Raw genomic sequence first — 4946 nt, forward strand, 5'->3', positions numbered from 1 at the left:
TAGTTATTGGAAAATCGGCAACACCGAGGACCAGCATAAAATTGCAAAGCAAACAGATGCCCGCCTGGATCAATCCTAGAGTAACGCCTGAATCTTTGGCCAGGCATCACTGCCTGATTCTTTCATGAGCTGCAGGTACGCTGCATTTGACCACTGTGCTACGCCCAGTTCGTAGGCAGGCGTAGCCCGCAAACGGGCCAACCAGCGACCCAGCTCCGGATAAGACTCCCACCATTGCGACAGCTGAAGCTGCTCCAATCGCTCGATGTAAGGCAGCAAGGCGAAGTCTGCCAGGCTCAGTTCTCGCCCGACCAACCAACCGTTCGCCCGCAAAGAGGTGGCCATATCTTTAAGAAGCTTGTCGTAAGCCAAAACGGCCAGCAACAATCGAGAAGATTCCAAACCATTGGTGACAATATCTTCCATAACAGCCCGGCGCGATGGATCTCGAATCTGCGCGAAAAACTCCTGCAGTGACTCTGGCGTCGCATGACGCTCAAGTATCTGGTGACGAAAGGCGACGCAAAAACTGATCACGGCAACATGCTCATGCAAGCCCGCATCAAGGCGGATGAGCCAGCCGCGAGCATCTGCTCGCTCAACGGCATCTACTGGGAGTAATGGGGAGGCCGCAAAGACTTCGTCCAGATATTGCACGATGGCATTGGACTCTAAAACCACTTTGCCGTCATGGACCAATGCCGGAACCAGGCCCTTGGGATTAACCTTGCGAAACTCCGCGGAGAACTGCTCTCCAGCACGCAGGTTGAGATGCTTCGACCCCCATTCCAGGCCTTTGTGAGCTAGAACCATGCGCGTCTTTTGCGCACAAACGGACATGTCGTTGTGGTAAAGAGTTAGCATGGGAAACCCTTTCGTTTAGCTCGGTGAATGAGTTTTTCTAACAGACCAAAGCTCAGATAGGCTGGGCAAGTGCCTGCATGGACTCGCGCATGATCATGCCATGCTCTTGCTTGTCACCACCTTCAATCTCGATCTGACCCAGTCGACCAGAGTTCTCTACCACCATTCGGCAGCGCTCCCAGCGCCGCTCTCCGAACGCTGTGAGCGCGTTGTTCAAAGTGGAGTGCGAAGCCAGCTCCTCGGCGAGCACGATGGCATCTTCGATACCGATACAGGCACCAGAGGCCAAGTGCGGCGTAGTGGCATGTACAGCGTCGCCGATCAATACAACCCGTCCCTGGAACCAGGGCAGCGGCACGAGCAATCCCTCCAATGGGCGCCACTGCACCTGTGAGCTGTCGTCAAGCTGCGCTGCCATTGTTTGAACAAGCGGCGCGGGAAATGTCTCCAGCAGCTTCTTCAGCATGGGAACCATCTGCTCTTCCGGGATCCGCTCTTTGACCTCCTTATCTTCGGTCAAAAACAGATATGCCTGATCTTTGGACATGGGGTTAATACCTGTCTTGAGCTTCGGTCCGACCCACATCATGGTATTGCTAGCCTCGGGAAGGCGAGGTAAGACAGCGCGCCATACGCCCTGCCCTGTATAGCGCGGCCTGGGTGCATCAGGCATCAGCCACTCACGGGTATTGGAATACACCCCATCGGCGCCGATGACCAAATCAAAGCGATCATCGCTGCCGTCCTCAAACTTAACTGACACTCCATCGGCGTCCTGCACCATGGAACTGTAGCTGTAGCCAAGACGCACTTTAGCGCCGGCCTCTATAACCTTCTTCGACAATATCTTAGCGAGCACTGGCCGCATAATGGCGCCACCACCGGGAATGTCGTCACCCACAGGGGGGTTGGGTATGGTCTGAATCAGTTGTCCTGTAGGCGCAATGACCTCCAGTGCCGGCTGAACACTCCCCTGCTCCAGGAATTCGTCGAGGATACCCAAAGCTTGAAAAGCACGCAGCGTCGCGCCGCCGACACTAATCCCTGCGCCTTCCGCCCGCCAGTCCGGGTCAATCTCCACCAAGTGAGTTTCGATGCCCTGCTTACACAGCTGTATGGCCGCAGACATACCGGAAAAGCCACCACCGACTATCAATACCTTTTGAACTGAATCACTCATGGCTTTCTCTCCATTGCTAACTTATGTGTGTACATCTGCCAGGAGCTGACCATCGCGCCGGACATGAAGCGCAATCGCAGACAAAGATTCACCCAGACAGGGGCCCGAAATGCAGATGCCGGTAGTGACATCAAAACGTGCGCCATGGGCGGCGCAAACGATGACATCCCCAGCCTTATCTAAATACTCGTTCTTCTTCCAGGGCAACGGCGTAGTACCGTAATGCGGACAGCGATCTCGATAGGCGTAAAGGGACGAGTCCTTTTTAACCACAAACAGGCTCGCCCGCCCTTCACTAAATGGATCAAAGCCCTGGGCTCGTGACTCGCGAAGCTCCGAGATGTGACAAAGTTCGACACGCTGCGTCGTTGACTCACGCGCAGCCATGCCTTTTGCTGTAGAAGCTTCGTCGTTCAAGCCGATTAACCTTGCTTGGGCGGTGGTGGCCCCGAGGGCGCCCACTTTTCCCGAAATTCCATGAGGAACACCTGAGAGTTGTCGGCACTCATTCCCGCTTCTCGAGCACTCCAGCTATCGTCATGCAGATCCATGTCTGCGTCATATTCCATCTTGCAGCCCAGAGGGCTTGAGAAATACCAGAACCAGTTGGAGCCAAAGATATGGCGTCCAGGCCCCCAAAAGCTCTGATACCCCTGATTAACCAGGTTTGTTCCCGCTTGCATCACATCACTCGCACTTGCCATATGGAAGGTAAAGTGTTCGCAGCCCTGCATATGCGGCGGTGTTTGAATCATGAACAAGGTGTGATGATCGTTCGTGCCCGCCGGGCGCATGAAGGGGCCCACGTGAGTAAATCGATCTGTGGTCACAAATCCCAAACGCTCTGCATAAAAGGCTTCGGCCTTGGCATAATCGGGAACGAAGTAAACAACGTGGGATAGCGAAACAGGCTTGGGGCTTGCGTCCGGCGCAACGCCGATATCATTCATCGCTCGCTGCTGCGCCGCGCCCGGCACATTGCTTGTTACAGCTGGCAGGTTCAGGTGTTTACGCATCGTAAGCTGAAAACCCAGCACGAAACCTGTGTCGTCCACAGCCTCCAGGGAACCATCATCCAGAGTCTTCACCTCTCGATCCTTACTCAACTCAGCTTCAATAGCATCGAGAGTCGCCTGATCCGCAACGCCATAGACAGTTTTTCGCAGCATGCTGCCGGTCTGCAAGGCTGGTGGCAATGACGAGTCTTCTTTATCCCCGATGATGACGGCTGTGCCGTCCAGGGCCTCAAAACGACCACCGCCTACCGCATCAAGACCGTAGTCCAGTAGAAACTGCGTGCAGGCCTCGACATCATCTACACCAAAGATAAGCGCATCCGGTCCGACAATATTCATTTTCATCTCCTCAGGATTTGGCGGTTTGGCCGCCGAGCGTCTCTGCGACCCAATCAGCGATGTACTGCCCGGCATTAATACTGTTGTCAAAGCTCGAATGCTGAACGCCGCCTTCACGCTCGGTAAACACCTTTAACTCTCGCTTAGGACTGTTACTTAGTTGCTCGTAGGTGCGCTCAGCCCACTTCAAGGGAATTTGAGAGTCTTTCTCACCATGTGTCACCAGAAACGGCACCTTGATTTTTTCCACGACACCATCCAGATGAACGTTCTCGGCAATCGCCATGAATTCATCCATATCCTCTGCACCCCAAACCCAGCGCACGTGCGCCCAGTAATGGGGGACGGGGAAATCGCCTTCATTTTCCAGACGTCGTTTTTGCACATCCCGCCAATCGTGATTGGCACCCCAGCACACGCCACAGGCGAAGCGCGGCTCAAAGGCGACCGCTCGCGGGCAGAAATAACCACCGAGAGATACGCCCTCCATACCAATTCTTGAGGCATCAACGTCGTCTCTGGCTTCCAGCCAATCAACCACAGGACTCGCCCAATGTTCGGAGTCATAGCGCGCCACAAGGTTCTGCAGACGAAGCGCTTCACCGGTACCTGGCTGGTCAATAATGAGCGAAGACACGCCCCTTTTGGCCAACCATGAGGGCAAACCTACCCGATATTTCATTTCTTTAGTTGAATCCAGGCCATTAACCTGGACTAACACCGGTGCGCGGCCAGAGCTATTCTCTGCTCGCACCAAAAGTCCGGAAATATGCTTACCTTCATAAGGTATTTCTACCCGCTCACAGTTTTCGTCAGCAAGGCTGGTGCCTCTTTCGAACAAATCCAGCATGCGCTTGTAAAGCTCCAGTCGCCCCGGTGCTTTGTGAGCCTGGAGCCGCTCGCAAGTGATTAAATAGGATGCGGCGCGAGCATACTTTTCGCCCGCGGAGAGCATTCGACCTCGGGCTTCATCCTCCTCGGCCAATTCACACAGTTGATCGGCCATCTTGGCCCAGGTATCACGAAAGGCCTGCACGCCTTGTGCATCTGGTTTCTTGGCGGCTTCCTGAAGCGGCGCACACATCGCTTCAATCTCGCCAATGCGTGCACCCATTTCAATCGCGAGGTCTACAGAGAGGTTCCATACATAGTTAGTTGGAAAGTACTTAAACATTAATTTTCCCTAAGCAATGGTTGAGGTCTACCCAAGATCAAAGACAAGTCAGTAATGATCCGACCAACGCACACGCGCTCTTGGTCACAGTGCCGAAAATAATGGCACCAGAGAAACAATAATAAAAATTGCTTATACTGATCGATATTCATACTGTTTGCTTATAGGTTGTCTCATGCGTTTCAAAAACCTTGACCTAAACCTACTGGTCGCCTTAGACGCCCTGCTGGACGAACAGAGTGTGACCAGAGCGGCAGACAGGGTGAATGTAAGTCAGCCCGCTATGAGCGCAGCGCTGTCTCGCTTACGCGAGCACTTCGACGAACCCATCCTGCAACAGCATGGCAAGAGCATGGTTCCCACCGCCGCTGCG

The 4946-nt window shown here is 54.1% G+C and carries 6 protein-coding genes; 1 reads left to right on the forward strand and 5 read right to left on the reverse strand.

The window, feature by feature from the left end:
- Window positions 1-75: 75 nt before the first annotated feature.
- The 5 genes from AB8B76_RS13930 to AB8B76_RS13950 are packed head-to-tail and all read right to left on the reverse strand — an operon-like array spanning window position 76 to window position 4573.
- Window positions 76-864 (reverse strand): glutathione S-transferase family protein, encoded by a 789-nt coding sequence (locus tag AB8B76_RS13930; protein WP_405273381.1) that lies wholly within the window; start codon window positions 862-864, stop codon window positions 76-78.
- Window positions 865-916: 52 nt separating this feature from the next.
- Window positions 917-2044, reverse strand: coding sequence for an FAD-dependent oxidoreductase (locus AB8B76_RS13935; protein ID WP_405273382.1), 1128 nt, complete (start codon window positions 2042-2044; stop codon window positions 917-919).
- Between the two features lie 21 nt (window positions 2045-2065).
- Entirely contained in the window at window positions 2066-2461 is a 396-nt protein-coding gene (locus tag AB8B76_RS13940; RefSeq protein ID WP_405273383.1) for a Rieske (2Fe-2S) protein, read from the reverse strand.
- A gap of 5 nt (window positions 2462-2466) precedes the next feature.
- Complete coding sequence (locus AB8B76_RS13945; protein ID WP_405273384.1) at window positions 2467-3399, reverse strand: VOC family protein; 933 nt, start codon at window positions 3397-3399, stop codon at window positions 2467-2469.
- A 10-nt stretch (window positions 3400-3409) separates the two neighbouring features.
- Complete coding sequence (locus tag AB8B76_RS13950) at window positions 3410-4573, reverse strand: alpha/beta hydrolase family protein (RefSeq protein WP_405273386.1); 1164 nt, start codon at window positions 4571-4573, stop codon at window positions 3410-3412.
- A gap of 175 nt (window positions 4574-4748) precedes the next feature.
- On the opposite strand from AB8B76_RS13950, the gene AB8B76_RS13955 reads away from it, so the two are divergent.
- Window positions 4749-4946: LysR family transcriptional regulator (locus AB8B76_RS13955; protein ID WP_405273387.1), on the forward strand; the 198-nt coding region annotated here is incomplete at its 3' end.

This window comes from Congregibacter sp., from assembly GCF_045107095.1.
Taxonomy (GTDB): domain Bacteria; phylum Pseudomonadota; class Gammaproteobacteria; order Pseudomonadales; family Halieaceae; genus Congregibacter.

Excerpts from the sequence above, each read along its gene's own strand:
- AB8B76_RS13930 (WP_405273381.1), bottom strand. The coding sequence starts at position 864 with ATGCTAACTCTTTACCACAACGACATGTCCGTTTGTGCGCAAAAGACG.
- AB8B76_RS13935 (WP_405273382.1), bottom strand. The coding sequence starts at position 2,044 with ATGAGTGATTCAGTTCAAAAGGTATTGATAGTCGGTGGTGGCTTTTCC.
- AB8B76_RS13945 (WP_405273384.1), bottom strand. The coding sequence starts at position 3,399 with ATGAATATTGTCGGACCGGATGCGCTTATCTTTGGTGTAGATGATGTC.
- AB8B76_RS13950 (WP_405273386.1), bottom strand. The coding sequence starts at position 4,573 with ATGTTTAAGTACTTTCCAACTAACTATGTATGGAACCTCTCTGTAGAC.